General features: G+C 62.2%; 28 protein-coding genes. 14 read left to right on the forward strand and 14 right to left on the reverse strand.

Features of this window, described 5'->3' with window-relative positions; genetic code table 11:
• Nucleotides 1–388: 388 nt before the first annotated feature.
• Both C4J86_RS11390 and C4J86_RS11395 read right to left on the reverse strand, forming a co-directional pair.
• Nucleotides 389–943 carry a hypothetical protein gene (locus tag C4J86_RS11390; protein WP_124370449.1) on the reverse strand — a complete coding sequence of 185 codons (555 nt, stop codon included), beginning with the start codon at nucleotides 941–943 and terminating at the stop codon, nucleotides 389–391.
• Nucleotides 944–1,015: 72 nt separating this feature from the next.
• Complete coding sequence (locus tag C4J86_RS11395; protein ID WP_124370450.1) at nucleotides 1,016–2,824, reverse strand: monovalent cation:proton antiporter-2 (CPA2) family protein; 1,809 nt, start codon at nucleotides 2,822–2,824, stop codon at nucleotides 1,016–1,018.
• Between the two features lie 280 nt (nucleotides 2,825–3,104).
• On the opposite strand from C4J86_RS11395, the gene C4J86_RS11400 reads away from it, so the two are divergent.
• The 4 genes from C4J86_RS11400 to C4J86_RS11415 all read left to right on the forward strand — a co-directional run bounded on the left by C4J86_RS11400 (nucleotide 3,105) and on the right by C4J86_RS11415 (nucleotide 6,777).
• Nucleotides 3,105–3,470, forward strand: coding sequence for a type II toxin-antitoxin system RelE/ParE family toxin (locus C4J86_RS11400; RefSeq protein ID WP_124362513.1), 366 nt, complete (start codon nucleotides 3,105–3,107; stop codon nucleotides 3,468–3,470).
• Entirely contained in the window at nucleotides 3,463–3,768 is a 306-nt protein-coding gene (locus C4J86_RS11405; protein ID WP_124362514.1) for an XRE family transcriptional regulator, read from the forward strand. The genes C4J86_RS11400 and C4J86_RS11405 overlap by 8 nt, the downstream gene beginning before the upstream one ends.
• 94 nt (nucleotides 3,769–3,862) lie before the next feature.
• On the forward strand, nucleotides 3,863–5,419 hold the full coding sequence (locus C4J86_RS11410) for a DUF726 domain-containing protein (protein ID WP_124370451.1): 1,557 nt from the start codon (nucleotides 3,863–3,865) through the stop codon (nucleotides 5,417–5,419).
• A 38-nt stretch (nucleotides 5,420–5,457) separates the two neighbouring features.
• A complete protein-coding gene (locus C4J86_RS11415) occupies nucleotides 5,458–6,777 on the forward strand; it encodes an Nramp family divalent metal transporter (protein ID WP_124370452.1) in 1,320 nt (439 codons plus the stop codon).
• A gap of 1 nt (nucleotide 6,778) precedes the next feature.
• Here the strand turns inward: C4J86_RS11415 and C4J86_RS11420 are convergent, their stop codons facing one another.
• Nucleotides 6,779–7,711, reverse strand: a complete 933-nt coding sequence (locus C4J86_RS11420; RefSeq protein WP_124370453.1) for a LysR family transcriptional regulator — start codon at nucleotides 7,709–7,711, stop codon at nucleotides 6,779–6,781.
• Nucleotides 7,712–7,826: 115 nt separating this feature from the next.
• Between C4J86_RS11420 and C4J86_RS11425 the strand changes: the two genes are divergently transcribed.
• From C4J86_RS11425 to C4J86_RS11435, 3 genes are all read left to right on the forward strand, one after another.
• The gene (locus C4J86_RS11425; RefSeq protein ID WP_124362518.1) at nucleotides 7,827–8,315 is read left to right on the forward strand and encodes a DMT family transporter; all 489 of its coding nucleotides are present in this window, start codon (nucleotides 7,827–7,829) and stop codon (nucleotides 8,313–8,315) included.
• A 4-nt stretch (nucleotides 8,316–8,319) separates the two neighbouring features.
• Nucleotides 8,320–8,775, forward strand: a complete 456-nt coding sequence (locus C4J86_RS11430; RefSeq protein WP_124362519.1) for a DMT family transporter — start codon at nucleotides 8,320–8,322, stop codon at nucleotides 8,773–8,775.
• A gap of 89 nt (nucleotides 8,776–8,864) precedes the next feature.
• On the forward strand, nucleotides 8,865–9,041 hold the full coding sequence (locus C4J86_RS11435; protein ID WP_124362520.1) for a metallothionein: 177 nt from the start codon (nucleotides 8,865–8,867) through the stop codon (nucleotides 9,039–9,041).
• Nucleotides 9,042–9,151: 110 nt separating this feature from the next.
• On the opposite strand, the gene C4J86_RS11440 is transcribed toward C4J86_RS11435, so the two are convergent.
• The 3 genes from C4J86_RS11440 to C4J86_RS11450 form a co-directional block, all read right to left on the reverse strand.
• Nucleotides 9,152–10,180 (reverse strand): purine nucleoside permease, encoded by a 1,029-nt coding sequence (locus tag C4J86_RS11440; protein ID WP_124370454.1) that lies wholly within the window; start codon nucleotides 10,178–10,180, stop codon nucleotides 9,152–9,154.
• A 14-nt stretch (nucleotides 10,181–10,194) separates the two neighbouring features.
• Nucleotides 10,195–11,145: a nucleoside-specific channel-forming protein Tsx gene (locus C4J86_RS11445; RefSeq protein WP_124362522.1), complete on the reverse strand. Its 951-nt coding sequence runs from the start codon at nucleotides 11,143–11,145 to the stop codon at nucleotides 10,195–10,197.
• Between the two features lie 154 nt (nucleotides 11,146–11,299).
• The gene (locus C4J86_RS11450; RefSeq protein ID WP_124370455.1) at nucleotides 11,300–12,223 is read right to left on the reverse strand and encodes an AraC family transcriptional regulator; all 924 of its coding nucleotides are present in this window, start codon (nucleotides 12,221–12,223) and stop codon (nucleotides 11,300–11,302) included.
• Nucleotides 12,224–12,431: 208 nt separating this feature from the next.
• On the opposite strand from C4J86_RS11450, the gene C4J86_RS11455 reads away from it, so the two are divergent.
• Nucleotides 12,432–13,757, forward strand: coding sequence for a sugar ABC transporter substrate-binding protein (locus C4J86_RS11455; RefSeq protein WP_124370456.1), 1,326 nt, complete (start codon nucleotides 12,432–12,434; stop codon nucleotides 13,755–13,757).
• Nucleotides 13,758–13,774: 17 nt separating this feature from the next.
• On the forward strand, nucleotides 13,775–14,548 hold the full coding sequence (locus tag C4J86_RS11460) for an L-iditol 2-dehydrogenase (RefSeq protein ID WP_124370457.1): 774 nt from the start codon (nucleotides 13,775–13,777) through the stop codon (nucleotides 14,546–14,548).
• 33 nt (nucleotides 14,549–14,581) lie between these two features.
• Here the strand turns inward: C4J86_RS11460 and C4J86_RS11465 are convergent, their stop codons facing one another.
• Nucleotides 14,582–15,274 (reverse strand): NUDIX hydrolase, encoded by a 693-nt coding sequence (locus C4J86_RS11465; RefSeq protein ID WP_124370458.1) that lies wholly within the window; start codon nucleotides 15,272–15,274, stop codon nucleotides 14,582–14,584.
• Between the two features lie 146 nt (nucleotides 15,275–15,420).
• Here C4J86_RS11465 and C4J86_RS11470 point away from each other — a divergent pair, with 146 nt between their 5' ends.
• From C4J86_RS11470 to nadE, 3 genes are read left to right on the forward strand one after another with little or no spacing between them, the layout of a single operon-like run.
• Nucleotides 15,421–16,068, forward strand: coding sequence for an isochorismatase family protein (locus tag C4J86_RS11470; protein ID WP_124370459.1), 648 nt, complete (start codon nucleotides 15,421–15,423; stop codon nucleotides 16,066–16,068).
• Between the two features lie 11 nt (nucleotides 16,069–16,079).
• A complete protein-coding gene (gene pncB / locus C4J86_RS11475; protein ID WP_124370460.1) occupies nucleotides 16,080–17,297 on the forward strand; it encodes a nicotinate phosphoribosyltransferase in 1,218 nt (405 codons plus the stop codon).
• A 1-nt stretch (nucleotide 17,298) separates the two neighbouring features.
• The gene (nadE, locus tag C4J86_RS11480) at nucleotides 17,299–18,114 is read left to right on the forward strand and encodes an ammonia-dependent NAD(+) synthetase (protein WP_124370461.1); all 816 of its coding nucleotides are present in this window, start codon (nucleotides 17,299–17,301) and stop codon (nucleotides 18,112–18,114) included.
• Here the strand turns inward: nadE and C4J86_RS11485 are convergent, their stop codons facing one another.
• From C4J86_RS11485 to C4J86_RS11515, 7 genes are read right to left on the reverse strand one after another with little or no spacing between them, the layout of a single operon-like run.
• Nucleotides 18,115–19,146 carry an ABC transporter substrate-binding protein gene (locus tag C4J86_RS11485; protein WP_124370462.1) on the reverse strand — a complete coding sequence of 344 codons (1,032 nt, stop codon included), beginning with the start codon at nucleotides 19,144–19,146 and terminating at the stop codon, nucleotides 18,115–18,117.
• Between the two features lie 13 nt (nucleotides 19,147–19,159).
• Nucleotides 19,160–20,257: an FAD-binding oxidoreductase gene (locus C4J86_RS11490; RefSeq protein ID WP_124370463.1), complete on the reverse strand. Its 1,098-nt coding sequence runs from the start codon at nucleotides 20,255–20,257 to the stop codon at nucleotides 19,160–19,162.
• Nucleotides 20,254–21,597 (reverse strand): NAD(P)/FAD-dependent oxidoreductase, encoded by a 1,344-nt coding sequence (locus tag C4J86_RS11495; protein ID WP_124370464.1) that lies wholly within the window; start codon nucleotides 21,595–21,597, stop codon nucleotides 20,254–20,256. The genes C4J86_RS11490 and C4J86_RS11495 overlap by 4 nt, the downstream gene beginning before the upstream one ends.
• Nucleotides 21,594–21,884, reverse strand: a complete 291-nt coding sequence (locus tag C4J86_RS11500) for a (2Fe-2S)-binding protein (RefSeq protein ID WP_124362537.1) — start codon at nucleotides 21,882–21,884, stop codon at nucleotides 21,594–21,596. The genes C4J86_RS11495 and C4J86_RS11500 overlap by 4 nt, the downstream gene beginning before the upstream one ends.
• Nucleotides 21,884–22,678, reverse strand: a complete 795-nt coding sequence (locus C4J86_RS11505) for an ABC transporter permease (RefSeq protein WP_124370465.1) — start codon at nucleotides 22,676–22,678, stop codon at nucleotides 21,884–21,886. The genes C4J86_RS11500 and C4J86_RS11505 overlap by 1 nt, the downstream gene beginning before the upstream one ends.
• A gap of 4 nt (nucleotides 22,679–22,682) precedes the next feature.
• Complete coding sequence (locus tag C4J86_RS11510; protein WP_124370466.1) at nucleotides 22,683–23,528, reverse strand: ABC transporter permease; 846 nt, start codon at nucleotides 23,526–23,528, stop codon at nucleotides 22,683–22,685.
• On the reverse strand, nucleotides 23,525–24,553 hold the full coding sequence (locus tag C4J86_RS11515) for an ABC transporter ATP-binding protein (RefSeq protein WP_124370467.1): 1,029 nt from the start codon (nucleotides 24,551–24,553) through the stop codon (nucleotides 23,525–23,527). Before C4J86_RS11515 ends, C4J86_RS11510 begins: the two co-directional genes overlap by 4 nt.
• Between C4J86_RS11515 and C4J86_RS26845 the strand changes: the two genes are divergently transcribed.
• Together C4J86_RS26845 and C4J86_RS11520 are read left to right on the forward strand one after the other, a co-directional pair.
• Nucleotides 24,552–24,698, forward strand: a complete 147-nt coding sequence (locus C4J86_RS26845; RefSeq protein WP_164484534.1) for a hypothetical protein — start codon at nucleotides 24,552–24,554, stop codon at nucleotides 24,696–24,698. The two genes, C4J86_RS11515 and C4J86_RS26845, sit on opposite strands and share 2 nt — an antisense overlap.
• A 94-nt stretch (nucleotides 24,699–24,792) precedes the next feature.
• Complete coding sequence (locus C4J86_RS11520; RefSeq protein ID WP_124403955.1) at nucleotides 24,793–25,626, forward strand: IclR family transcriptional regulator; 834 nt, start codon at nucleotides 24,793–24,795, stop codon at nucleotides 25,624–25,626.
• Nucleotides 25,627–25,761: the final 135 nt, after the last annotated feature.

The raw sequence follows: 25,761 nt of genomic DNA on the forward strand, positions 1-25,761 counted from the left end.
TGGTGGGGCAAGAGCGTTTTGCTTACTTTTGCGCTTTTCAAAAGTGAGACGCCGTAAGGGCGGAACCCTAAGCCGCCGTTACCGCAGCAACGGATATGTACTCGCTCTGATCCAGCATCCTGGTCGGCTGTCAGGCCGCTATCGGGGGCAAGTCGAATCGTCGCACCGCCCCTCCCACATTTGGATCGCGCGGCATCAGTCAGATAGCTATAGGCCGCCAGGTCGCCACGGGAGCAAGCTCCCTCGCCACAGGTTCAGGGCTACGCCAAAGTTGTGTAGATACCTATGCCCCGATAGCGGTGAATCAGTCGATACATCTCTGACTGAGATACCGCTATCGGGGGCAAGCCCCCTCCCACATTGGTTTTATGTCGCTTGGAAGATTGGCTTACTTGCCACCAGTAATCTGCTTCACCAGCTCCGCATGCCCCTTCACATCGTCCGCCCGCGAAATCGCCTGGATCACCAGCAGGTGATTGCCGGAGCCACCCAGGAACGTGGAGTTCAGGGTCTTGCCGCCGCCTTGGGTGGCGGTGCTGTCGACCTGGCGCAGGCCCAGGCCCTTGAAGGTCAGTTTTTTCTCGCCGAGTTTCTTGAAGTCGGGCAGGGCGGCGCTCTGGTTCTTGACGAAATCGCTCACGGCGCCATCGAGAAATTTGGCGTCGTTGTCCTGGATTGACACCCCATCGTTACGCACGGTTTCGGCGACGATCACCACACTTTTCGTGGTTGCGTTGGCGTACAGGGTGCCTTGGGTATCGGCGGTGCCGTCTTCAGCCTTGCCGGAGGGCAGGGCGTCGGCGGTGTAGGCCTTGGGCAGGCTGAAGGTGAACTTGCCGCCCAGGGTGGAGAGCGTTTGCGTGGCCGGTTTGGCGGCGGCGAACACGCTGCTGGCGGTAAGCGCGAGGGCCAGCAGCACTGCAGTCTTGGTGAAAGTGGCCATGAAGCGCTCCAGAGATGAACGAAATTGCGGCGTATTCTGTCAGAAAATTCGCAATATCGTTCATCTGCAGCCTCACACCTTGTCGGACTCCTCCTGAAGCCGGTCCATCTCAAACAAGCGCGCCAGTTCTGCACGGGCTTCCTGGGCGGTCTGCATGACTTTGGCCGCATCGTCGTACACCGCATGCTGGGCGGCAAGGACTTGCTGGTCGTGGGCCCTGAAGCGGTCGATGCGCGCGTCGGCCTGGGCCTGGCTCAGGCCGAGGCCGACCAGGGTACGGCGGCTCATCTCCAGGCTTGAGTAAAAGGTTTCACGCACCGGTGAGGCGTCCAAGTCCACCAGACGGTGGACGTGCTGGCGGTTACGCGCGCGGGCGATGATCTTCATGTGCGGGTAGAGGTTGCGCACCAGTTCGGCGGTCTTGATGTTGATCTCCGGATCATCCATGGCGATCACGAAGAATTCCGCCTGGTCGACCTTGGCCGCATGGAGGATTTCCGGGCGTTGCGGGTCACCGTAGAACACCGGCATACCGCCAAAACTGCGGGTCAGTTCGATGGTTTCCACCGAGGTGTCGAGGGCGATGAACGAGATGTTCTGTGCGCGCAGGATGCGCGCGACGATCTGGCCCATTCGCCCCATGCCGGCAATCACCACGCGCGGCGCGTCGCCTTCAATGGCGCGGTACTCCTCGGGCACATCCACCGGCTTGGCCTTGGACTTGAACAGCTTCGGGCACACCAACAGCAGCAGCGGGGTCACGGCCATGGACAGGGTGATGGTCAATACCAGCACATCGTAAAGGTGCGGTTCGAACAGGCCCTGGTCGCGGCCGATCTTGAACACCACGAAGGCGAACTCACCTCCCGCCGCCAACACCACGCCCAGGCGCAGGGCGCTTTCGCGATTGAGCTCGCCCACCATGCGCCCTACGGCGTACAGCAGCGGCAGTTTCAAACCGATCAACAGCAAGGTCAGCCCGATCACCACCAGCGGTGTGCTGAGCAGCAGGCTGAGGTTGGCGCCCATGCCTACGCTGATAAAAAACAGCCCCAGCAGCAGGCCCTTGAACGGTTCGATCTGGGATTCCAGTTCGTGGCGGTATTCCGAGTCCGCCAGCAGCAGCCCGGCGAGGAACGCGCCGAGGGCCATGGACACGCCCACCAGTTCCATCAGCCAGGCGGTACCGATCACCACCAGCAGCGCGGTGGCGGTGGAGACTTCACGCAGGCCGGTCTTGGCGACGATACGAAACACCGGTCGCAGCAGGTAGCGCCCGCCGATGATCACCACGGCAATGCTGCCGAGAATCTGCAAGACGTGCTGCACGCCCTGGGCTTCACTGGTCGGATGATCGCTGCCGGCCAGCAGCGGCACCATGGCAATCAACGGGATCGCTGCAATGTCCTGGAACAACAGGATAGCGAAGGCCAGGCGCCCGTGGGGCTGGTTGAGTTCCTTGCGCTCGGCCAGGCTTTGCAGGCCAAACGCGGTGGAGGACAGCGCCAGGCCCAGGCCCAGCACAATCGCGCTGTTCCATGACTGGCCAAAAAGCCACAGCGCTACCACGCCCATCACCAGGCCGGTGAGCAACACCTGGGCCAGGCCGACACCGAATACCGCCTTGCGCATCACCCATAACCGTTTGGGCGAAAGCTCCAGGCCGATGATAAACAGCAACAGCACCACGCCCAGCTCAGAGAACTGCGCCACGCTTTGCGGGTTGCCGATCAGGCCCAGCACCGAGGGGCCGATGATCACCCCGGCGAACAGATAGCCCAGCACCGCGCCCAGTTGCAGACGCTTGGCCAACGGCACGGCCAGCACGGCGGCGAACAGGAACACCACGGCTGCTTGTAACAGGTTGCCTTCATGGGGCATTGCGAACTCCATTGTTTGCTTGAATCAGATGCTGACGCTTTCAAGGGCGAGGGAAAGGGCCCTATTAGAGCGTGTTTTCACATTTTGAAACTTGTATTTTTGATGCACAGGTCAATGAATGTGGCTGTTATCTGGCGGATTTCGGCGGCTACGGATGTTTGCTTTTCGTGGAAGCTGAAGAATCTACAAACACTTTCTCCCGATGCTCGGCTGGCAGACTCGTCACCTCTGTACCTAAATTCATGCTCTTGAGTTTATATTCCTTGGGTGGCATATTTGCATGGTATGGGACATTGAATACACGGATGAATTCGGCGAGTGGTGGGGCAACTTGGGTGAGAAGGAGCAATCTTCGGTCGCTGCCAGCGTGGATCTGCTGGGCCTGCTCGGCCCGGGGCTTGGCTTTCCCCACAGCAGCGATATCAAGGGCTCTCGCCACGGCAATCTGCGCGAACTGCGTATACAGCACGCAGGTCGTCCCTATCGGGTGCTGTATGCCTTTGATCCCCGGCGCTGCGCAGTCCTGCTGATAGGTGGCGATAAAACCGCACAGCATCGTTGGTACGACGTGCACGTACCGGTGGCGGAAAAGCTGTATGACATCCATTTGAAAACATTGCGCAAAGAGGGCCTTACCCATGGCTAAAAAATTCGCTGATCTCAAGGCGCGCATGACTCCCGAGTCGCGTGCCGATGCCGAGCAGCTTTTTCAACAGCATCTGAGAGAGATGCCCCTGCATGAGCTGCGCAAGGCGCAGCAACTGAGCCAGGAAAGCCTGGCCAAGGCGTTGAATATCAATCAGGCGGCGGTCTCGAAAATGGAGCGTCGCACCGATATGTACATCAGCACATTGCGCGACTACATACGTGCGATGGGGGGAGAGCTGGAAATTATCGCGACGTTTCCCGATGGCCAGGTAAAAATCGACAACTTCGCTCGCTGAACCAGTCCGGCGTCGCGATGCCTGTGGTTTTCATCTCGGCTTGATTGGCTCTTTGTTACCATGGCCGCCCCTTGTCACCAGGAGTCACCGGCCCATGCAACAGCAGTGGGATGAAATGCACCGCACCCGCAAGCCTACGTTCGTCCTGTGTGGCGAGCCTCAGGGGGACGTGCTCAATCTCTACGTGCACGGTTATTCGGCGTTTTTCAGCCAGCAGCAGTTGGCCGGCTTCAAGGAACAACTGGCCGGCATTGAAGGCTCGACCAACCTGATGTTGTTCTGGCCGGCGGGGCACTTCCTGGAAAACCTGTTTGCCCCGTTCAAGGAGGTAATCGCCTCGATGCTAGGCGGCGGTGGCCTGGGCGCGGCGACCGTGGGTGTGGGCAAGGCGATCGCGTATTTTCTCGACCATTACAAAAGCGTCGAGGCGCGGGTCGATGAAGTGGCCAGGACCTTGCTGCCCGAGCTGGCGAGCTACCTGCACGCCGAATCGCTCCAGGTGCGGCAGATCAACCTGATCGGCCACTCCCTCGGCGCCCGGATCCTGGTCAAGAGTGTGCTGGCCAGCCCTGAAACCGCCCATGAACTGCCATTGAATAACGTGCTGCTGATGGGCGGGGCAATCTGTACGTCGAGCCCTTGGGAAGCGGTGTCGGCACCGCTCAAGGGGCGGCTGATCAATTGCTACTCGAGCAAGGACTGGGCACTGGCGATGAAGCCGGATACCGAGCGTTGCATCGGCCGCTATGCGATTGCGGTGACGCCGGCACTCAAGGCCAAGGTCACCAATGTGCATCTGGCCAGCTTCGACCATGCCGCCTACTGGCCGCAGTTGCGCACGGTGGTGCAGTACACCGACCTGCTGCAGGAACGCCGTGGCCTGATCCGCGCCGACCTGCGCAGCAGTGAAGCGCGTTTTGCCGAAGAAGATGTCGATCTGTTTCCGATGCTGATGCAGGCGCGCCCGGATGAGCTGAAGTTTCTCGCCGAGCTGATGGCGCAAAAGCGCAGTGCCTCGATTAATGCCAGCGTACGCGAACCACGCAAGCTCGCCATCGAGTTGCAGCGCATGGGCGGCGACAGTTTCATGAACCTGGCCCGTGGCCACGGCGTGGCCTATCGTCAGATCGCCGAAGCGGTGGCGCAACGCTTGGGCATCAAGTTCGACGAGCCACTAGCCAGCGTGGCCCTGGCGGATATCGAAGCGCAGGTCGCGGAAAAACTCCTCAAGCAGTACCAGGACAACCTCAGCGGTGCCGACCGACAGGCGTTCGACGCCGAACTCAAGGCCGCGATGCAAAAAGAGCAGGGTGTGTTCAAGCGTCTCGACATGGGCCGTACGGCCACTACCGCCTTGAGCGGCACGGCGCTGGCCGGGCTCACCGGGTTTATGCTGCGGCGCGGTGCCGCCACGGCGATTCCGGTGGTGGGCCAGGCGTTGGCGGCCGCGATGTTGCTGGTCAGCGGCGTACGGGCGTTTTCCGGCCCGGCCTATTCGATCACTACGTTGGCGGTGTTGGTGGTCGGCGTGATTCGCCAGCGCCTGGAACGTGAGGCGCTGAACCAGGAACTGGACCTGGTGGTGCAAGTGGTTGAGGCATTTGACCTGCCCCGGGAGACGGTGATGCGCACCGTCGCGTCGGACTGCTAAGCTGGCGCCCTGACTTGTGTGTTTGCCTGGGATCCCGCGTGAAATTCAGCCTGCCGAAAATTGCTACCGCCCCTTTCTGCCCGCCGGAAGTGGCCGGCTCCGTTGTCGTTGATCCCAAGGCGTCGTTTTTCAAACGTGCGCTGATGTTCGCCGGCCCCGGCCTGCTGATTTCCATCGGCTACATGGACCCCGGCAACTGGGCGACCGCCATCGAAGCCGGGTCGCGCTACGGCTATAGCCTGTTATTCGTGGTGCTGCTGGCCAGCCTGGCGGGGATGGCGGTGCAGTGCCTGTGCTCGCGGCTGGGTATCGCCACCGGTAAAGACCTGGCGCAACTGTGCCGCGAGCGCTACAGCAAGCGCTCCGCGCGCACTCAATGGGTGTTGGCGGAAATTTCCATCATCGCCACCGACCTCGCCGAAGTGCTCGGCTGCGCCCTGGCATTTCACCTGCTGCTGGGTGTATCGCTGACCACCGGGATCGTCATCACCGCCTTCGACACGCTGTTGATCCTGGCCCTGCAGAACCGCGGTTTCCGCCGGCTGGAAGCGATCATGCTGGCGTTGGTCGCGACCATCGGTGTGTGTTTCTTCATCGAACTGGTGCTGATCAAACCCTACTGGCCGGACGTGCTCAGTGGCTTCACGCCCTCGCTGTCGGCCATCAGCGATGCCGCGCCGCTGTACTTGGCCATCGGCATCCTCGGTGCGACGGTTATGCCGCATAACCTCTACTTGCACTCCTCGATTGTGCAGACGCGCCTGATCGGCAAGGACCTGGCCAGCAAACAGGATGCAGTCAAGCTTGCACGTATCGACACCATTGGCTCCCTGGCCTTGGCCCTGTTGGTCAACGCGGCGATCCTGGTGCTGGCCGCCGCAGCGTTCTACAAGACCGGCCATACCGACGTGGTGGAGATTCAGGACGCCTATCATCTGCTCGACCCGCTGGTGGGCGGTGCGTTCGCCAGCATCCTGTTCGGCATCGCCTTGCTGGCATCGGGCCAGAGTTCGACCTTCACCGGTACGATTGCCGGGCAGGTGATCATGGAAGGTTACTTGAACCTGCGCATCCCCTGCTGGCAGCGCCGCCTGATCACCCGTGGGCTGGCGCTGATCCCGGCGTTCCTCGGCGTGTGGCTGATGGGCGACGACGCCATCGGCAAGCTGCTGATTCTCAGCCAGGTGGTGCTGAGCCTGCAGTTGCCCTTCGCGTTATACCCGCTGATCCGCATGACCGGCGACAAACAACTGATGGGCCCGTTTGTCAACCGGCTGCCGACGCGGTTGCTGGCGTGGTTTTTGTTTGCGGTGATCAGTGGGGCGAATGCGTGGTTGATCGGGCAGTGGCTGTTCTGACTCACCGATCCCAATACGGCACCGTCCCAAAACATTCCACAAAATAATCGATCACCGTGCGCACCTTCAGCGACAGCCTGCGGCTACCCGGCCACAACGCCGCGATCTGCTGGGGCTCCAGGGTGGTCGCCACTTCGTATTCGGTCAGCACCGCTTGCAAGGTGCCGGCGCGCAGGCCTTCACCGATCAGCCAGGAGGGAAACACCACCAGCCCCAGACCCTGCTCGGCGGCGTGGGTCAGGGTGTCAGCGTGGTTGCCGGTGATCGGGCCCTTGACGCTGTAGGCGCTCCAGTCGCCGTGGTCGCGGCGGAAGAACCAGCGCTCCTGGCCTTTTATGCCCTTGTAGGCCAGGCACTGGTGGTTGATCAGTTCATCGGGATGGCGCGGCGTGCCGTGCTGCGCCAGGTAGGCGGGGCTGGCGGCAAGGCGAAAGCGTTGCGGCGCGAAGATCCGCGCCTGCATGCTGGAATCATTGAGCACGCCAATACGAAACAGCAGGTCAGTACCGTCCTGCAGCGGGTCGACGAAGGTATCGGTCTGCTGGATGTCCAGTTGCAGCTTCGGATAGCGGCGGCACAGCTCCCCCAGCCATGGCGCAAGGTGACGCTGGCCGAACACCATGGGCGCATTGATGCGCACCAGTCCGCTGGGTTCGCTGTCTTGTTCCTGCAGGGCCTGGCTCGCGGTTTCCAACTGCTCCAGCATCAGCCGTGCGTGTCGCCCGAGCAGGCGTCCGGCTTCGGTCGGGCTCACGGCACGGGTGTGGCGGTACAGCAACTGCTGGCCGAGGGCGTGTTCCATCAGTTGGATCTGCCGGGAAATGGACGAGGGCGCAAGGCCTTCGCGGCGTGCCACTTCAGAAAAACTGCCGTGGTCCAGCACGGCGACGAACAGGCGCAGCGCCTTGAAACTCAGTTCATTCAAACCCTGCATCATGACTCCAGGCTGTGCGTTCTGCGCAAAGGTGTTGTCTGCATGCTGCCATTTATCGCACAGCCAGGCCACTGGATAATGCACGCCTGTTTTTTACTTCAAGCGCAGGTGATGTATGCAGGCACATTCTATCGAGGGTACGGCGCAGTCCCGGCCGAAGCGAAACGTTCTCCGGCTGCTGTTGTTGCCGTTGGTCATCCTCGCGGGCATGGGGCTGTCGGTCGAGGCCGGTTTGCTGGGGCCATTGGGTGTGCAGGTCGGGCATTTATGGGCGACGTTGAGCATCTTTGGCGTCGGCTCGGCGATCCTGTTCTTGCTGTTGCTGTTCAGCGGCCCGCAAAAAGGCCCGGCCTTCACCCAACTGCCGCGCTGGCAGTTGATCGGTGGTTTCCTGGGACCGATGTACGTGGTGGTGCTGACCCTGGCCACGCCCCATATCGGGGTGGCAATGACGATGATTGCGATCCTGTCCGGGCAGGTGGGCAAGAGTGTACTGATCGACCATTTCGGCTGGTTCGGCACGGCGCGCAAACGGGTCAATGTGGAGCGCTGGATAGCTCTGGCGTTGATTGTGGCGGCACTTGTTTTGATTGCACGAGGGTAAGGCGATGAATCTGTTTGTGTTGTTGGTCGTGGTGGTCGCCGCAGGGGCGGTGTTGAGCGTGCAGGCGGCCATCAACGGTCGCCTGGGGCAGACCGTTGGGGTATTGCGCAGCAGTCTGCTGACCTTTGCGGTCGGTGCGCTAACCACCGCGCTGTTGATATTTTTCTTCGAGCCCGCCCAGGCTGTCAGTTTGTTGGACGTGCCGAAGTGGCAGCTGACCGGCGCCTTGTTCGGCGTGGTGTACATGATGGTAATGGTCGGCGCGGTGCCGGTGGTCGGTACGGCGGTCGCCACGGTGGCAGTGATCGTGGGGCAATTGGGTATGGGCATGCTGATCGACAATTTCGGCTGGCTGGGCAACCCGGCGATCGAACTGTCCGGCAGCCGGATCGTCGCGATGCTGTGCCTGGCGCTGGCCCTGGTGTTCATGTATCGCAGCAATACGCGCCAGGCCGACTGACGGCGCTGAACCTTGGCGCCGCGCCTCGGGTCACTGTTTCAGGTGTGGCGTTCGCTGCACCGCGACGACCATGAAGAAGGAGTCTGACCATGCCGGATCAAACCTGTGCCTGCCCACACTGCAAATGCGTACTGGGCATCGACGCGGTCATGAAGGACGGGAAGGGCTATTGCTGCCAGGGCTGCGCCGAGCATCATGCGCACGGTGAACCCTGCGCTGCGGCGACGGGCTGCGAATGCGCCAAAGCGGCTGCCAACGCGAACTGAACCATCCAATGTGGGAGGGGGCTTGCTCCCGATTGCGGTGTTTCAGGCACAGATGCAGTGACTGACACTCCGCCATCGGGAGCAAGCCCCCTCCCACATTTTGATTTGCATCAGGCCTCGGGAACGCCGTTTTTCCAGGCTGACCAGTTGTTCAGGATCGCCTGTACCAGCGGATTGCCCGTGCGGTACAGGTTCTCCAATGCCGGTACGAAACCGCCTTGATCGGCGTACTTGAGCAGGTTGTCCACTTCGCTGTAGCCCGGATACGGGCGGTCAAAATCCGAGCCTGCACGCACCACGGCCAGGCGCTGGATATCCACCAAGCCTTCACGGCTGGCGCGCAGCAGCGCTTCGTAAGTGGAGTTGTCTTCCTGCTGGGTGGTGCAGTATTCGCCTTTATTATCCGTGAGAAGTTTGGTCCACACCTCGGCGCGCTCGCTCAGGCGCGTACCGGAGAACCAGGTGTTGCCCGCCAGGGTGTCGCAGCGGGTGACTTGCGGCGGCTGATTGGCCGGCGCGGCGGGGTAGTGCTTGCGCCAGGCGGCGGATTCCTTGCTTTCCGTCAGCTGCACCTTGTGCGACAAGGCGAATGCCTTGGCTTGCAGCTTGGGGTTGAGCTCGAACACTTCAGTCTTGTAGTCCAGCGGCGGTTTTTCATTGGGCCCCTTGGTGTTGATGCCGATATAACCGGTCGGCCACTCCTTGGGTGCATCCCGTGAATCCAACTCCCACTGGGTACCGAATTCCACCAGGTAATGCGCCCAGGCGGCGGTACCGATGGTGCCGTGCTTGGGGCTGATACCGGCAATCCCGGCGATCAGGAAATAACTCTGGCGCAGGTCGAACTTGGGCGACAGGGCCAGGGCCAGGGTCGAGGCGGCGGCGTTGGTCTGGCCCATGCCAGTGACCAGCAGGCATACGTCCTGGGTGTTGCAACGAATCACCGGGTATTCGGCGGACAGGCCCGGCACGCGCACTTGCTGCTTGAGTTCCAGGCGGTCGATCCAGGTTTGCGCCTCGGGGGCGAACATGGTGATCAGCATGACCTTGGGTTTGATCGGCGCGGCGTTGTCTGCCAGCACCATGTGGGGCAGCAGGGCAAGGCCCATGGCCAGCGAGAGGCGAGTAAAGGTATTCATCTGCAGCTCCTTGATCAGAATTGGTAGCCCACGCCGGCGTAGTAACCCCAGCCGTCTGAGCGGGCGCGGAAGTTGCCTTCACCGAAATTCAACTCGCTGCCATCCTCCCAGTTGCCGCCGTTATGAAAGTAACGGCCGACCAGGGTAAAGCGCAGGTGGGTGAACGAGTACAGCAACACGTTGGTTGCCACCAGGGAATTGGCGGTGCGCGCCGGGTTGTCCTTGTGCAGGTCCGAGCCGAAATCATAGTTGGTGAAGCCGATGTAGGTCAGCGAGGCGCCATTGTCGAATTTGCCGATGGGCACGATGTATTTCATCTGTGCGCGGTAGCCGTCCCAGGAATATTCATTGCTGGCGCCGTAGTTTTCCCACTGGTAACGCCCGTAGAAGTTCGCCGACAGGTTGACCCGCGAGTGGGTGTCGATATCGGTGCCAAGGCCGCTGTACAGGGTGTTGGCGCGGTTCTCCTTGTTGCTGCCGTGGTCGTAGATCCAGTCGAACGCCACATACCATTCCTTGAACGGTCCGATCGCCAGGCTGCGGCCGGCGAGGTAGTCGATGGAGATTCGCGGCTCATGCTCCATGAACACGGGCGAGCCATGGTCCCACGCACCTTTGTCATTGCTGTTGCCGATGCCGAGGATCTTCGGCACATCGATGTAGCCGTACAGCTCGAACGGCCCCTTGCGCCCGAAATACTCGTACTCCAGGTAAACGTCATCCTGCGGTTTTGGGCCGAAGCTGATGTCCTTGCTGCCGATCAGTGTCAGGTCCTGGTTGAACCACTCCGACAGGTAGGCGCCTTTTTTTGCCGGCGGGTTGGCCTCGGGGCTGAGGGTTTCGCCCTGTGCTGAGTCATCCGCGGGTTTGTCCTGCGCCAAAATGGGTGCACTGAGTACTCCCGTAACGGCGGCCAGTAGCAAGGAAACACCAAAGCAAGCGCGAGGCGTTGAGGTGGGGTGCATTGAAAATCCCTATTCGTACGCGGTTTGAACCCGATTGCACGGGTGGAGTGAACCTGGTGGCCAAGTTCGTTCCGCAAACGTTTGCATAGGCTGTACCAACTTTGCTCAATCGTCTGAAAGGCCTGCAAAAAAGCCTGATTAGTCGTCTTTATGGTCAGAAATGACTGGGTGTCATTTTTTCCAGATGATTGCCGGTCTCGCGCCGATACTCACTCGGTGTCTGGTTCATCTCGATGCGAAAGTGCCGGTTGAAATTGGACAGGTTGGCGTAGCCGACTTCGAAGCAAATATCCGCCACCGACATATCGCTTTGCAGCAATAACCGGCAGGCACGCTGCACGCGGAATTTGCGCATCAGCTCGATAAAACCATGGCCGGTCGTGCGTTTGAAGAAACGCGAGAAACCCGGTTCGCTCATGTCCAGTTGCCGGGCGATGTCTGACACGCGCACCTCGCCGCCGAGTTCACGCATCAGGTAGGCGAAGGCCTTGTTGATGCGTTCGGCGCTGCGCGGGTCCAGGGTCGGCGCGTAGCGCGGGCTGGCCAACACCTTGAGCTGACGGGGCGGGGCGTTCTTGAGGGTGTCGAGCAGTTGCAGGAACAGGATCAGCCGTTGCAAGCCCTGGGCGCTGCCGATGGCTTCCATCAACCGCGCCGCGTGCACCGCTGTTGCGCCGGTGAACTCAAGGCCGCGTCGCGCGTGTTCGAACAGCGGCTGCAGATTGCCGAGTTCCGGCAGGGCCTTGCGCAAGGCGAGGAGGGCGGCGCCGTCGAATTGCAGCACCACGTCACGACCGCTCAGGCACTCGCCGGGTGCCAGGTCGCCAATCCAGTCGTGGGGCAGGTCGGGGCCGATCAAGGCGACATGCCCGGCACTGAATGCACCGATATAGTCGCCCGCCACCAGCTTGCCGCTGCCGTGGCGAATCAGGTGGATTTCGAACTCAGGGTGATGGTTCCAGCGCGCCAGCTCTATCGGGTAGTCGTGTTCGAACCAGCGAAAGCAGTGCTCCGGTTCGGGCAGGATCACTTCCAGTTCGGCGGGACGGTGCTCGAACAGTGGGGCGCGGATGGGCATGGGCTGCCTCTTGTGCGTTGGGTACCCGCCAAAATACCCGCCTCGGCAGGCATGGGCTACCCCCGGCGGCGCCCCACACTGATACTTTTTTGCGCCTGAGGAACCGGTTAAAAAAGTATCGGTCGGGCATCCGCCACGGGTTTGTGAGAAACCGGCCCAAGCTGCTGTAATCGGCGCTCAACAACAAAAACAACCGGTGGACACCGCCATGCTATCAACCCGCAAAGCCACGCTTGCCCAAACGCTGTTGCTGCTCTCCGGTCTGGCCATGAGCCTGCCCAGCCAGGCCGCCGACACCTTGACCATCGCCACGGTCAACAACAGCGACATGATCCGCATGCAACGCCTGTCCAAGGTGTTCCAGGCGCAGCACCCAGACATCCAGCTCAATTGGGTGGTGCTCGAAGAAAACGTGCTGCGCCAGCGCCTCACCACCGATATCGCCACCCAGGGCGGGCAGTTCGACGTGCTGACCATCGGCACCTATGAAACCCCGCTATGGGGCGCCAAACACTGGCTGGAGCCACTGACCGACCTGCCGGCCGACTACGATGTCGAGGATATCTTCCCCTCGGTGCGCCAGGGCCTGTCGGTGAATGGCACGCTCTACGCCTTGCCGTTCTACGGCGAAAGCACCGTGACCTATTACCGCACCGACCTGTTCAAACAAGCCGGCCTGAGCATGCCCGCGAATCCAACCTGGACCCAGCTCGGCGAATTCGCCGCCAAGCTGACGGTGAGGGACAAAGACCAATATGGCCTGTGCCTGCGCGGCAAAGCGGGTTGGGGCGAGAACGTTGCGTTGCTGAGCACCATGGCCAATGCGTTCGGCGCGCGCTGGTTCGATGAGCAATGGCAGCCCGAACTGACCAGCCCCGAGTGGACGGCTGCGGCCAATTTCTACGTCAACAGCCTCAAGCAATACGGCCCGCCGGGCGTGTCGAGCAATGGCTTCAACGAAACCCTGGCGTTGTTCAACAGCGGCAAATGTGCGATCTGGGTCGATGCCAGCGTCGCCGGCTCGTTCACCACCGACACCGGCCAAAGCAAAGTCGCCGACCGCGTAGGCTTCGCTGCGGCGCCCACTGAGGTCACCGATAAGGGCTCTTCCTGGCTCTACGCCTGGTCGCTGGCCATCCCGGCCACCTCCAAGCACAAAGACGCTGCCAAAGCCTTTATCCGTTGGGCGACTTCAAAGGATTACATCCAGCTGGTCGCTGAAAAAGAAGGCATCACCAACGTACCGCCAGGCACGCGGCAATCGACCTACAGCGAGGCGTACCTGAACGCGGCGCCGTTTGCCCAGGTCACGCTGCAGATGATGAAGCACGCCGACCCGGCGCACCCCTCGGCCAAACCGGTGCCGTACGTGGGCATCCAGTACGTGACGATTCCCGAATTCCAGGCCATCGGCACTTCCGTCGGCAAACTGTTTTCGGCAGCGCTCACCGGCGGCATGACGGTCGATCAGGCGCTGCAGCGGGCGCAGACCACCACCGAGCGCGAGATGAAACGCGCCGGTTATCCGAAGTAATTCCACAGGACACCTCGATGAAACGACTTGAAGGTAAGAGCGCGCTGATCACCGGATCGGCGCGGGGGATTGGCCGCGCGTTTGCCCAGGCCTATATCCAGGAAGGCGCCACGGTCGCCATTGCCGATATCAACCTGCAGCGCGCCGAGCAGACGGCGGCCGAATTGGGGCCCCGGGCGTATGCGGTGGCGATGGACGTCACCGACCAAGCCTCCATCGACGCGGCCATGGCCGCCGTGGTCGCCCATGCTGGCAAGCTGGATATTCTGGTGAATAACGCGGCGCTGTTCGACCTGGCCCCCATCCTCGACATCACCCGTGAGAGCTATGAACGGCTGTTTTCGATCAACGTCGCCGGTACGCTGTTTACCTTGCAGGCCGCCGCGCGGCAGATGATTCGCCAGGGCCACGGCGGCAAGATCATCAACATGGCCAGCCAGGCGGGACGACGCGGCGAGGCGCTGGTGGCGGTGTATTGCGCGAGCAAGGCGGCAGTGATCAGTCTGACGCAATCGGCAGGGTTGAATCTGATCAAGCAGGGCATCAACGTCAATGCCATCGCCCCGGGTGTGGTGGACGGTGAGCACTGGGATGGGGTGGATGCGCTGTTCGCCAGGCATGAGGGCCTGGCGCCGGGCGAGAAGAAAAAGCGGGTAGGCGACGAAGTGCCTTATGGGCGGATGGGCACGGCGCAAGACCTGACCGGCATGGCGATCTTCCTGGCTTCGAAGGAGGCTGACTATGTGGTCGCACAGACCTACAACGTCGATGGTGGCAATTGGATGAGCTAGAACCATCGGTCACCCGTGGATCTCTATGTCCGGTCACTCGGCAAAACTGCGGTCGAAGAAGTAAATCTCTCCTGGCTTCAACATCTCCAGCGTCGCCTGTGGCCTGCCGCCTTCACCCTGCTTCTTGCGCCCCGTCTCACGCAAATATCCCGCTTGCGTCAGCTTTAACAAGCGCTGGCGCACGCTGGTCTTGAGCACCGGCCGCGCCAGTACCAGGGAAAAGATCGCGGTCGCTTGCGGCGCACTGAACTCCTTGCCCAGAAACATCAGCGGCAAGCTGCTGTACAGCGCTTTGGACAACAGCCGTTCCTGCACCGCCGCGACGATCAGGTTGTGATCGAAGGGCAGCTTGATGCTGCCGTCCGCCACCGCGTTGAGGGAAAACCAGGCCTGATGTTCACTCAGCGTTACCTCATCCGCCACAATCGCCAGGTAGTAAGTGGACGACGACCAGCAGCGCGGGTCGCGAAACGCATCGCCCACCGTGCCAACCTGCTCGCTCCAGGCCAGCTCCAGGCCGACTTTATCACTGGCGCGCAACCGTTCCACGGCATCCTTGAGGCTCAGATCCTGCACGCCGCCATTGACCACCACACCCGGCAGCGCCCAATGCCCGGCGAAGGGCTCGGCGTCACGCTTGTTCAGCAGCAGTTTGAGTTCGCTCGAGGCGCGGCAGTAAAACACTGCGCACAGGTCGACGGTGTGGAGGTAGGCACTAAGTGGCATGTGAAGTCCTTCTGAACGGCAGTGGGGCACAGTCTAACGGATCGAACCGCTATGTCATGTACTTGCTGAAGTACCGGTAAATAAATGTTTCTTGCAATGAAAGTACATGACATGTACTTTTGTTTCCAGGCCACCGGAGAATCACCATGACCCTCGCCAAAACTGCCATCGCTTCATTCGATGTCGACGCCCAGAAGAGTTTCACGCCGCTGTGTCCCGACGAGTTGCCCGTCGTCGGCGGAGATCTGATCGGCGCCGAGCTCAACTACATGGCCAGCCTTGCCGGGCATCGCATCGGCAGCAAAGACGCCCACACCCCACACGCGCCCTGGGTGGTCGCGCAGCACAGCCAGATGCTGCAACCCACGGGCCTCGTTCACGCCGATGTCACCTGGGTCAGCCACTGCGTACCCGGCACCGAGGGCTTCACCTTGCTGGATGAGTTGCCCACCCCGTATGAGTACGACTACTTCATCTGGAAGGGTGTCGAACCCGACCTGCACCCTTACGGCGCGTGCTACCACGACCTGCACGACAAGTTGTCGACGGGCGTCATCGAATACCTCAAGGCTCACGGTGTCGTGCGCGTCATCGTTGGTGGCCTGGCCCTGGACTACTGCGTCAAGACCACCGCCTTGCAACTGCTCAAGGCCGGGCTGCAAGTGGTGCTGCACCTGCCGGCGTGTCGGGGCATCACTGAGGCGGGCGGGGTTCAGGCCGTCAATGCGTTGCTCGAGGCCGGCGCTGTCATCAGCAGTACCCGCGAAGAACTGGCCGCGATGGCCACGCGTTAAGGAGACTCACCATGGAAAGTGCGTATGACGATAAATCCCCGGTCATCCAGGGCTTGCTCGACACCGATTACTACACCTTCACCATGATGCAGGCGGTGCTGCACCAGCATCCCAACGTAGACGTGGAATACAACTTCATCGTCCGCTCCAGGGAAAAACTCGGCCACCTGATCCCGGCCTTGCGAACCGAGCTGGAAAAGCTTGCCGGCCTGCAGATGCGCGAAGGCGAGCTGCGCTTCCTGTTCAACCCGCGTTTTCGCGAATACCTCACGCCGGATTACGAGCGCTTCCTCGGCCTGTTTCGATTCGACCTGCGCTATATCCACGTCAGTGAAGTAGACGGCCAACTGAACATCCGCGTGATCGGCCCGATGCTGCATTGCATCATGTTCGAGCAACCGGTCCTGGCGCTGGTCAGCGAACTGCGCAACCGCGACAAATACCCTGATGTGACCCTCGAAGACGTCACCCGCAAGCTGTATCAGAAGTTCGACTGGCTGGAGAAGAATCTCAGCCGCGAAGAGCTCGCCGACCTGCGCGTCTCCGACTTCTCCACCCGCCGGCGCCTGTCATTCAAGGCCCAGCGCGAAGTAGTCGACATCATGCGCCGCGACTTTCCCGGCCAGTTCCTTGGTACCAGCAATGCGCACCTGGCCTACGAATTCAACTTGCCACTGATCGGCACCATGGCCCACCAATGGCTGATGGTGCATCAGCAACTGGGCCGTCTGCGCGAAAGCCAGAACGCCGCTCTGGAGAACTGGGTGCGCGAGTACCGTGGCCGTCTCGGTATGGCCCTGACCGACTGCATCAGCACCGATTTCTTCCTCAAGGATTTCGACCTGTACTTCGCCAAGCTCTACGACGGCCTCCGCCAGGACTCGGGTGACCCCATCGCTTGGGCCGACAAAGTCCTGGCCAGATATAAGGAACTCGGCATCGACCCCATGACCAAAGACCTTATGTTCTCCGATGGTCTGAATTTCGAAAAATGCCTGCCGATCCTGCGGCACATCCGTGGCAAGGCGCGGTTCGGCTTCGGCATGGGCACCAGCCTGGCTTGTGATGTGGACGGCGTCGAGCCGCTGAGTATCGTCATGAAGCTGGTGCGGGTACACGGTGAGCCGGTGGTGAAATTCTCCGATGACCCGGTAAAGAACGTCTGCGAAGACCCGTCGTTTTTGCAGTACGCGGCACAGGTATTCAACGTTGGTAGCGTGGAGGAATGACATGCACACTCAAGAACGGATCGCGCGTGAACTGAACGTCAACCGCTCGCTGGGCAAAGGTGGCGAGCCCGAGGAGATTCAACGGCGCATCGACTTCATCAAGACCACCTTGCGCCATTCAGGCTGCAAGGCGCTGGTGCTGGGCATCAGCGGCGGTGTCGACTCACTGGTCGCCGGCCGCCTGTGCCAGCTGGCGGCGCAGCAACTGCGCGAAGAAGACTACGCCGCGCGCTTTATCGCCATGCGTCTGCCCTATAAGACCCAGGGCGACGAACACGATGCCCAGGCTTCCCTGGACTTTATCCTGCCGGACCATATCGACACTCTCGACATCGCGGCCAGTGTCGACGGCCTGATGGCCAGCCTGGCCGCTGCCGAGGCCAGCGCCGCCCAACTCGATTTCATCAAGGGCAACGTCAAGGCCCGTGCGCGCATGATCGCGCAATACGCGGTCGCCAACCTGCACAATGGCCTGGTGGTCGGCACCGACCAGGCGGCCGAAGCGCTGATGGGCTTTTTCACCAAATTCGGCGACGGCGCCTGCGACCTGGCGCCGCTGTCCGGCCTGACCAAAACCCAGGTGCGCCTGCTGGCCACGGCCCTCGGCGCTCCAACGAACCTGGCGTACAAGCCGCCCACCGCGGACCTTGAAGAACTGGCACCGGGAAAACTGGATGAGGACGCCTACGGCTGTTCGTATGAAGAAATCGATGCGTACCTGATGGGCGAGCCGGTGAGTGAGCGGGTGAGGGGGTTAGTCGAGGCGGCGTACAGCAAGACAGCGCACAAACGTGCGCTGCCTTTCGTGCCGTTGTGATCAACGCTCGATTGATCGACTCCACCGCGCGTTCCACTCCGGACGTGCCTGGTTGACCTGGTCCCAATCGATCGAAATCGCCGTCTGCAGGTAACCCTGCATCGCCTCGACCCGTGCGCGGGTCTTGTCAGTGGTCGGCGTGGTCGGGTTTGACGGGATCTGGTCACCGTCTTCCAGTGCTGGCGCCTGGGCTTGGGCGCTGAGCAGGAAGGCCGCGAGCTTCTGCGCCAGTTCCGGCTGGTCATTGCGCGCGATCACGCATTCGGCCACGTTCAGCACGACTGCGCCTTCCTTGGGTTGCGCGTATTCCATGGGCACGCCGAGCAGTTTCTGGGTGGCGACCTGGGTCGGCGTCAGCGGGAAAATCGCCGCTTCGTCGGTTTGCACCATCTCGGAGATTTTTGCCGAACTGGCGATGTATTCCAGCACGTTGGGGCCGACGGTCTTCGGCCACGCCTTGAAGCCTGGCTCCACGTCGGCCTCGCTGCCGCCCTGGATACGGTTGAACATCAGGAAAGCGTGCAAGCCGAAGGTGGAGGAGGCCAGGGACTGGAACACCACTTTTTCCTTGAAGCGCGGGTCGGCCAGGTCCATCCAGGAGGTGGGCGCGGCCCAGCCGTTTTCCTTGAACATTTTGGCGTTGTAGCCAAGGCCCGTGACGCCGAGGGTCACGGCCACGGCCTGGTCCTTGATTTTAGCCTTGGCCGGGATCTGTTCCAGGGTCGGGCTGGGCGCCAGTTTGTCGCACAGGCCCATGGAGATGGCGCGGTACATGATGCCGTCGTCGAGGAACATCACATGCATCTGCGGGTTGTCCTTGTTGGCCTGCACCTTGGCAAGAATGTCCGACGAGGTGCCCGGCACGATCACCACCTTGACGTTGTTGGCCTTCTCGAAGGCGGGCAGCACTTTATCGGCGTAGACCCGCTCCATGGTGCCGCCGTTCATGCCCAGGTACAGCGTGGGCGCGGCATGGGCGTTGGACGCGAGCAAGGCGAGGGACAAGCAGGACAGCGCGGTACGTGGGTTCATGGGGTTTTTCCTCTCAGGCTTGGAAACGACGGATGGAAAACGCTTCAATGGGCTGGCGGCTGGTACCCGCGCAGACGATCTCTGCCAGGGCTTCACCGACCGCAGGGCCGAGCTGGAACCCGGCGCCGGCAAAACCGAAACCGTGGAGCAGGCCGGGTTGGGTGCTGCTGGGGCCGATCACCGGTTCATGATCGGGTAGATAACCTTCGGTGCCGCTCCAGGTCCGGATGGCCTGGGCCCCGCGCAGAAACGGGTACAACTCACCCGCATTGCGCAGGATCTCCAGCACCGCCGCGTGGCCGGGACGGGCCTGCTGCGGGCCAAGGGCGAAGCCGCGACCACCGCCGAGGATGCAGTTGCCGCGCGCCACTTGCCGCGCATAGATGCCGCCGCCTTCGACGCCGGTGCTCACGTTCATCACCCTCGGCAACGGCTCGGTCACTAACATCGCCGGGTGTGCCGAGATCATCGGCACCGGTTCGCCAAATTGCGCGGCGACGCTGCCGGCCCACGCACCGGCACAGTTGAGCAACCATGGCGCCTGCAGGTGCAGGCCATTGGCGCAATGCACCTGGAAGCGCTGGCCGTCATGGTCGATTTGGTTCACTTCTGCCTGCTCATAAACCCAGGCGCCACTGCGCTGCGCCGCTCGGGCGAAGGCCGGCGATACCAGGCGCGGATTGGCGTGGCCGTCGTCGGGGCAGAGCGAGGCGCCCACTGCGATGTCGCCCACCCACGGGAAGCGCTCGCGCAACTGGGTGTAATCGAGCAATTGCAGGTTCAGGCCAAAGCCACGGGTGTGCGCGGCATAGGCTTCAAGCGCGGCAAAATCCCCATGACTGCGCGCCAGTTTCAGATGCCCGGAGCGCACGTACTCGCCGTCGATGCCGATCAATCCAGGCAGGTCGGCCCACAACTGATGGGCGCGCTGTGACAGCGGTAACTGATGCAAGGGCCGCCCTTGACGCCGCACGCCGCCGTAATTCACGCCGCTGGAATGCGAGCCGCAAAAGTCGCGCTCGACCAGCGCCACCCGCTGACCCTGGCGCGCAAGCATCAAGGCCGCTGACGCGCCAACAATCCCGCCGCCCAACACAATAACGTCGATCACGGCTGCACCTGCACGCCGAACGGCAGCGGCTTGACCGGCGCCTGGGCACGCAGGCGTCCGACCTGATCAATGCTCCGCCCGCTGCGCTCGGCGACAATCTCCGCCGCCGCCAGCCCGCACATGCGCCCCTGGCAGCGGCCCATGCCGACGCGGCAATGGGCCTTGACCCGGTTGATCTCCCAGTGGCCTTCATCCACCACCGCGCGCACCTCGCCCACACTGACTTCTTCGCAGCGGCACAGGGTCAACGCATCCGGGGCCTGCGCGGCCCATTGTTCAGGGAAGGGAAACGCGGTTTCCAGGCCCTGGCGAAAGCGCTGGATGCGCGCCAGCTGCTGTTCCAACTGGGTGATGCGACGCTGATCGACCCCCTTGCCGATATCTTCCAGTACGGCCAGCGCTGCACGCTCACCGGCCAATTGCGCCGCATCGGCGCCCATGATGCCGGCACCGTCGCCCGCCAGGTAAACCTGCGCCACGCTGCTGCGCCCGGCGCTGTCGCGGCGCGGCAACCAGGCCCGGTTCAGGCGGTTCCAGGCAAACGCGCAACCGAGCAGGTCTGCCAGTTGCGTCTCACTGCGCAGCGCGTGCGCGAAGGCCACGGCGTCGCACGCCAGGCGCTGTTCGCCCCAACGAATACCGTTGACCCGCTGTTCGCCGTCAATCTGTCGCAGGGTTGCGCCCTGATGCACGGCAACCCCGTGGGCGGTCAGCCAGGCGCGGTAGTACACGCCCTTGGCCAGGGTCAGCGGCTGCACGAGCAGGGCCGGCAGCGCACGGCATTGGGCGCTTAACGGCGCGCTGTCGAGTACCGCCACGACCTGGGCGCCGGCCTTGGCATATTGGTACGCCACTAAATACAGCAAGGGCCCCGAACCACAGAACGCGACGCGCTCGCCGATGGCGCAGCCCTGATATTTCAACGCAATCTGTGCGGCGCCCAGGCTGTAGACGCCGGGCAAGGTCCAGCCTGGCACCGGCAGGATACGGTCGGTGGCCCCGGTGGCGACGATGACCCGCGAGTACTCGACGCGCTCGGCACGGCCCTCTGTGAGCGTGTCCAGGCAGGCGTCTTCGGCATTCCACACCAGGGTGTCGGGGCGGTAGTCGATCAGCGGCGCCAGCTCGTCCAAGGTGCGATGCACGGCCTGGGCCTTACCCGCTTCGAAGCCGTAAAGCTGCTTGGCCGAGCGCTGGAAATTCATCGGTTGGCGCCGATAGACCTGCCCGCCGCCGCGCAGGCTTTCATCGATCAGGCACGGCTTGATGCCATGGTCGAGTAAGGTTCGCGCCGCCGTGATGCCGGCAGGGCCTGCGCCCACAATCACAATCGGTTTCATGCGTGGCGCCCCGGTTCACGGCTGATCGCCTGGCCCTCTTCCAGTAACGTCGAACAGGCGCGTACGCGGCGCCCGTCTGCAAGGCGCACCCAGCAGTCCTGGCAGGCGCCCATCAGGCAGAAACCGGCACGGCGCTCCGCGCTGAAATCGCTGCCGCGCAGGTGCTCGGCGCAGGTCAGAATGGCCGTCAGCAGGGTGTCGCCGAGCAGGCCTGCGGCCGGTTGGCCGTCCAGGGTGAACGCCAGGGCAGGGCGCTGGGTTTCAGTGAGTCGCTTGAACAGGGCCATCAGTGTTTCCCCACCAGCACGCGGTCCAGGCCGTACACCCGGTCGAGCAGAATCATGGTTGCCGCCGTCAGCGCGATCACCAGCGCCGAGACCGCCGCCATCATCGGGTCGATGGACTCGGTGGCGTACACGTACATGCGCACCGGCAGGGTTTGCGTGGCAGGTGAGCTGACGAATATCGACAGGGTCACTTCATCGAAACTGTTGATGAACGCCAACAGCCAGCCACCGGCCACGCCCGGCAGAATCATCGGCAGCGTGATCTGGCGAAACAGCGTAAAGCGGCCGGCACCGAGGGATTCGGCGGCCTGTTCGGCACTGCGGTCGATACCGATGGCGGCCGCCAATACCAGGCGCAGCACATAGGGCGTGATGATCACCACATGGGCGAGCATCAGCCAGGTGAAGCTGCCATTCACGCCCATCAGCGCAAACAGGCGCAACAGGGCAACGCCCAGGACCAGGTGCGGGATGATGATCGGCGACAGAAACAGCGCACTGAAAAAATCCCGTCCTGGAAACGCATAACGGCTGATCGCCAACGCTGCCGGCACCGCAATCAGCGTGGCCAGGGTCGCGGCGGTAAACGCCAGGACCAGGCTGTTATAGAACGCCTGGATAAAGTCGGCGCGCTCGAACACTGCGCGAAACCAGCGCAGGGAGAAGCCCGACGTGGGCAGGCTCAAGGTGTTTTCCGGGGTGAAGGCCACCAGGCACACCACCACCAGCGGCGCCAGCATGAACACCACCACCAGGGCGTGGAAACCGAGGGCCAAAGGACCGTTTCTAGACATGTGCTCAAACCCCCAGGGACTTTTTATAGCGGCCTTCGACCATGCGGTTCCAGCTCAGCATGATCAGCAGATTGACCAACAGCAGCACCACGGCGATGGTCGCGCCCATGGGCCAGTTGAGTTCCGAGAGGTATTGGTCGTACACCACCGTGGCGACCATTTTCAGGCGGCGTCCGCCGAGCAGGCCGGGGATGGCGAACGAACTGGCGGCCAGGCCGAATACGATCAGGGTGCCGGACAGTACGCCGGGCATCACTTGGGGCAAGACGATCTTGCGCATCACCGTGGCCTGGCTGGCCCCCAGCGACAATGCGGCCTGTTCAGCCGACGGGTCGAGCTTCTGCAAGGAGGTCCAGACCGGGATGATCATGAACGGCAGCATCACATGCACCAGCGCGATGATCACCGCGAACGGTGTGTACAGCAGCTTCACCGGGCGGCCGCCGAGCATCTGGATCACTTGGTTGACCAGCCCGTCGGCGCCGAGCAACAGGCTCCAGCCAAAAGCGCGCACCACCACCGAAATCAGCAACGGCGTGAGGATCAGGATCAGGAAAATCGAGCGCCATGGCGTGCCCATGCGGCTGAGGATATAGGCCTCCGGTACGCCGATCACCACGCACAGCAGGGTGACCAGCGCACTGATCCAGAAGGTGCGCCAGAAGATCTCGTAAAAGTAGGCATCACTGAACAGCGACAGGTAATGAGCGAAGGTCCACTCATCGGCCTTCACGCCTACCTGGTAATCGAACACGTTGAACGACAGCACCAGCGTCAGGCCCAGCGGCAGCATCAACAGCCCGGCAAATAGCACCAGCGCCGGCAGGGACAGCAAGTAGCCCCGGCTCATGGCTGCACCTCGTCCGGCGCCAAGACCCGCAACAGGTCCGCTTGCCAATCCAGGCCCACTGCCACGCCGTTGCCCAGCGGCGCGCTGCCGTCGTTGCTGCGTACCACGGTGATTTCGCCGAGGTCGGTATGGACCCGGTACAGCCACTGGCTGCCGAAGAAGTAACGGTCCAGCACCTTGCCCTGCAAGCGACCCGAGCCCGCGTCCAGCAGCTGGATTTTCTCCGGGCGCAGGCTCAGGGTCAGCGCGCCAGCGCCGCTTGTATGACGCACCTGCGGAATGCCCAGGGCATCGTAGTCGCCGGCGAGCAGATTGGCCTTGCCGACGAAGTCCGAGATAAACCGTGTGCGCGGGTGCTCGTACAACCGGTAGGGCGCGTCGATCTGGGTCACGCGCCCGGCCTGCATCACCACCACGCGGTCGCTGATCGATAGCGCCTCGGCCTGATCGTGGGTGACCATCAAGGTGGTGATGCCCACCGCGCATTGAATACGGCGGATTTCGAACTGCATTTCTTCGCGCAGGTTGGCGTCGAGGTTGGACAGCGGCTCATCCAGCAGCAGCACCGGCGGCTCGATCACCAGCGCGCGGGCCAGGGCCACGCGCTGGCGTTGGCCGCCGGACAGTTGCCGGGGGTAGCGTTCGGCATGGGGGGCCAGGCGCACCAGCTCCAGCACGGTCTTGACCTTGGCGGCGATCTCGTCGGCGGGCACCTTGCGCATCTTCAGGCCGAAGGCGACGTTGTCGCGCACCGTCATGTGCGGGAACAGCGCATAGCTCTGGAACACTACGCCCAGGCCCCGGCTGGCGGGCTTGGCATGGGTGATGTCGCGACCGTCGAGCAGGATCTGCCCGCCGCTCACATCGACGAAGCCGGCGATCATCTGCAAGGTGGTGGTCTTGCCACAACCCGAGGGGCCGAGCAGGGAAACGAATTCGCCTTTTTCCACCGCAAGGTCGGTGGCGACCACCGCATCGACGGCGCCGTAGCGTTTGCTCAAGGCGCGAAGTTGGAGAAATGCCATGTCTGCGTTCCACCTGTTTGAGTCGCGTCGAAACGCGCTTTTTTTGTTTTGGGCAGATGCGAAAGAACAGTTGCGGGTGCGCTGGCGCTCGATCTTCGGTCGGCTGCCGGTTGTTGTTCGTTTCGCCCCTGTGGACGCAGATTAGGACGAAGACTAGAGTGGACGGAAGACGGTATTTCACTGAATGGATGATTATTTTCTGTTTTATTCATTCATCAGAATTTAGTTGGAGATTAAGCGTGAATGATTCCACTGAGCGGAATGAAGGAGCTAGGGAAGTTGGCTCAGGCGGCGTCTCTCGCCTGTTTGCACTGCTGCGCATCCTGGGTGAAGTGCCGGAAGGCGGTGAACGCGTGACCCAGCTTGCGCAGCAGGTCGGCCTCTCGCAACCGACCACCCACCGCCTGCTGCGCAGCCTGATGGACGAAGGCATGGTCGAGCAGGACGCGCGCAGCAAGCGCTACCGTCTGAGCCTGGAGTTCTTTGCCCTGGCGGCGAATGCCGGCAAAACCGGCAACCTGCGCGACCTGGTACGGCCAAGCCTGTTGCGCTTGAGTGCGTCGCTGGGCGATTCGTTGTTCCTGCTGGCCCGCAGTGGCTTCGACGCGATCTGCCTGGACCGCAGCGAAGGCCCATACCCGATCCGTACCTTCACCGGCGATATCGGTGGGCGCGTGGCGCTAGGCGTGGGGCAGGGCAGCCTGGCGATCCTGGCGTTCCTGCCCGAGGAAGAGCGCGAAACGGTAATCCGCTACAACCTGCCACGGCTCAAGGATTTCCATGTGTACGACGAGGTGCTGTTGCGTTCGGAGGTCGAGAATGTGCGCAGCCTGGGGTATGCCGCGCGCAACACGGGCGTGCTCGAAGGCATGGCCGGGCTGGCGGTGCCCATTCTCAACCGTGACGGGCATGCGGTGGCGGCGTTGAGCGTAGCGACCATCAGTGATCGCCTGGGGCCGAGCCGTTTGCCGATGGTGGTGGAATTGTTGAAGCGCGAGGCGGCGGCGATCGGGCCACGGATCAACCCGTTTGATCCGACGTTGCGCCGGCCTTCGCAGGCGTTTGGTGGGTAGTCCATTTCTGATGCGAAAGCGTATATGAGAGAGCGGGGCTTTCAGATCGGTCCTACGCAAATGCAATTCTTTTTCGCATCGTTGCACAGGCTTTTACTTTGCGTGCGACGGTAAACTCCTTGCGTGTAACTGCAT

It is taken from the genome of Pseudomonas sp. R2-7-07, from assembly GCF_003852355.1.
GTDB lineage: Bacteria > Pseudomonadota > Gammaproteobacteria > Pseudomonadales > Pseudomonadaceae > Aquipseudomonas.